The sequence below is a fragment of the Dietzia sp. B19 genome, assembly GCF_014145155.1.
Lineage (GTDB): Bacteria > Actinomycetota > Actinomycetes > Mycobacteriales > Mycobacteriaceae > Dietzia > Dietzia natronolimnaea.
The window spans coordinates 1-3166 of the sequence record NZ_JAALED010000344.1 but is presented as its reverse complement, the minus strand read 5'-3'; the positions used below and the strand labels follow the sequence as shown (position 1 = coordinate 3166).

At 72.0% G+C, this 3166-nt stretch carries 2 protein-coding genes; both read left to right on the top strand.

Annotation, left to right across the window (positions count from 1 at the left end; genetic code table 11):
- Nucleotides 1–845: arabinosyltransferase C-terminal domain-containing protein (locus G6020_RS10340; RefSeq protein WP_182610562.1), on the top strand; the 845-nt coding region annotated here is incomplete at its 5' end.
- 22 nt (nucleotides 846–867) lie between these two features.
- Nucleotides 868–3166, top strand: a 2299-nt coding sequence (locus G6020_RS10335; RefSeq protein WP_182610561.1) for an arabinosyltransferase domain-containing protein, incomplete at its 3' end; no start/stop codon positions are given.

The following is a 3166-nucleotide window of genomic DNA, read 5'->3' as shown; positions in this document are numbered from 1 at the left end:
TGGGCGACGGCGTCGACGCGGGCACCACCGGCGGCCGGGGTGAGGTCACCGTCAACGGCTCCACCGTCGCGCTGCCCTTCGGCCTGGACCCCGACACCACACCGGTGCTGGGCTCCTACCGTCGCGGTCCCCAGGTCGCCGCCGAACTCACGTCGGCCTGGTACGAGCTGCCCGCCCGCCGCCCCAACAGCCCCCTGCTGGTGATGGCCGCGGCCGGCCGCATCGGCAACGGCGATCTGACGATCGAGTACGGCCGACCGGGCCGGGTCGGCGCGGCGGGCCCCACCGACTTCGAGGTCATGGGCTCCACGACCCCCGTCGACATCGGTCCCGCCCCCGCCTGGCGCAACCTCAGGATCCCCCTCGAGTCGATCCCCTCCGACGCCGAGGTCGTCCGGGTGGTGGCGACCGACGGCAACCTCGACCCCGACTGGTGGCTCGCCGTGACCCCGCCCCGGAACCCCCGGCTACGCACCCTCGACGAGGTCGTGGGCCACACCGACCCGGTGCTCGTCGACTGGGTGGTGGCCCTGGCCTTCCCCTGTCAGCGCCCGTTCGTCCACAACGGCGGGGTCGCAGAGATCCCCCGCTACCGGATCCTCGCCGACCGCGAGTCCTCGGCCGCCGCGAACTGGTGGCAGAGCGCGGGCGGCGGCGGACCACTGCTGTGGACCACCCAGACGGTGGAGGCCGTCACCGTCCCCACCTACCTCGACCACGACTGGTCGCGGGACTGGGGTTCCCTCCAACGGTTCGAACCCCTCGACCCCGGGGCGACGCCCGCGGACCTCGTGCGCAGCAGTTCCGTCCAGTGGGGCTGGACCACGCCGGGTCCCATGAAGTGACCGTCGCCTAGAATCGGGCGTCGTGTCAGACTCCACCGTTGCTTCCGGCCCGGTCGCCGCCGACGCCCGTGTCGCGAGGCTCCGCCTCGTCGCCATCGTCAGCGGCCTCCTGGGCACTCTGTGCTTCCTCTCCCTGCCGTTCCTGCCGGTCACCCAGACCACATCGAGCGTGCAGTGGCCACAGAACGGATCGGTCGACTCGGTGACCGCGCCGCTGATGGCGCACTCGCCCCAGCGGTTCACCGCCTCCGTGCCCTGCACCCTGGTCGCGGACCTGCCCGCCGACGGCGGGATCCTGCTGTCCACCGCCCCGGCGGGTGGTGAGGAGGCCGGCGACCGGGCACTGTTCGTCCGGGCCTCCGCGGACACGGTCGACGTGGTCTCCCGCAACCGGGTCATCGTCTCCGCACCGCGGGAGGAGGTCGCCGCCGGGGACTGCACGCAGTTGACCGTGACCGCCGCCCCGACCTTCGTCGAGGCGGAGTTCGAGGGCATCGACGACGCCGCCCGCCGGGTCGATGCCGACGACCTCCGACCGATGGTCGTGGGCATCTACACCGACCTGCCCTCCGACACCGTGGTCCCCGACGGCCTCGAGGTGGCCGTAGAGGTCGATTCCCGCTTCACCACCGACCCGACCGCCCTCAAGTGGGCCGCCATCGTGATCGGGCTGATCGCCACCGCTGTGGCCCTCTGGGCCCTGCACGGGCTCGACCAGACCGACGGCCGCCGGTCCCGCCGGTTCCTGCCCCGCGGGTGGTTCAGGATCCGGCTACCGGACGTGGCCGTGATCGGCACGCTCGGTGTGTGGCATTTCATCGGCGGCAACACCTCCGATGACGGGTACATCATGTCGATGGCCCGGGCCGCCGACCCCGCCGGCTACATGGCCAACTACTACCGCTGGTACGGCGTCCCGGAGTCTCCGTTCGGCTCCCCGTACTACGACCTGCTCACGATGCTCGCGCACGTGTCCACCGCCAGCCCGTGGATGCGTCTGCCCGCGCTCGTCGCCGCGATCCTGTGCTGGCTCGTCATCAGCCGCGAGGTCCTGCCGCGGCTCGGCCGCGCCGCGCGCACCACCCCGGTGGTCGTGTGGAGCGCCGCCGCCGTGTTCCTGGCCTTCTGGATGGCCTTCAACAACGGCCTGCGGCCCGAGCCCGTCATCGCCCTGGGCGCGCTGCTCACCTGGGTCTCCGTCGAACGCGCCATCGCGACCCGACGCATGTTGCCGTACGCGATAGCGGTGATCGTCGCCTCGTTCTCGCTGGCCACCGGCCCCACCGGACTCATGGCCGTCGCCGCGCTGGTGATGGGACTGCGCCCGGTCCTGCGCACCGTCGTGGTGCGCGGGCGCGAGGTCGGGTCTCACCTCGCGCTGGTCGCCCCGGTGCTCGCCGCGGGGACCATGGTGCTCATCAGCGTCTTCGGCATCCAGTCCCTGGCCTCGGTGCTCGAGGCCATCCGGGTGCGCGGCGAGATCGGCCCCAACCTGAACTGGTTCGAGGAGTTCGTCCGCTACTACTACCTGATGATCCCGACGGTCGACGGCTCGCTCTCGCGTCGACTCCCGGTGTTGCTGGTCCTGCTGTGCCTCATCATGGTGATCGGCACCCTGCTGCGCCGCGGCAAGATCCCGGGCGCGGCCTCGGGGCCCGTCTGGCGCCTGGTCGGTGTGGTGGTGGGCACCGCGTTCTTCATGATGTTCTCCCCCACCAAGTGGACCCACCACTTCGGTGTCTACGCGGGGATCGGCGCGGCGATCGCGGCGCTCGGCGCCATGGCCATCTCCGCGTCCGCGGTCCGCACCGCCCGCAACCGGACCGTGTTCCTGGGGATCATCCTGGTGGTGCTCGCGCTGGCCTTCGCCGGACCCAACGGCTGGTGGTACGTCTCGAGCTACGGCATCCCCTGGTGGGACAAGGCGCCCAGTGTCCGCGGCATCGACGCGGCCACCGTGCTCCTGGGTCTGGCGGTCCTGACCTTCGCCTATGCCGGCTGGCAGCATCTCAGGCAGGACTACGTGGGCACGCAGGCGCCCAGGACGCGCGAGGGCCGGCGGCGGGTGCGGACGATCGCCGCCGCACCCATCGCGGTGGTCGCGGGTCTGCTCGTCGTGTTCTCCGTCGCCTCGTTCGCCAAGGGGGTCCACAAGCAGTACCCGGCGTACACGATCGCGGCCGGCAACTTCTCGGCCCTGGCCGGGAACCCGTGCATGCTCGCCGACCGCGTCCTGGTGGAGCCCGACGCCAACGCCGGCATGCTCACCCCGCTCGCCGCGACCCCCGGACCGGACGGCGCGATCGACCCCGCGGACCGCG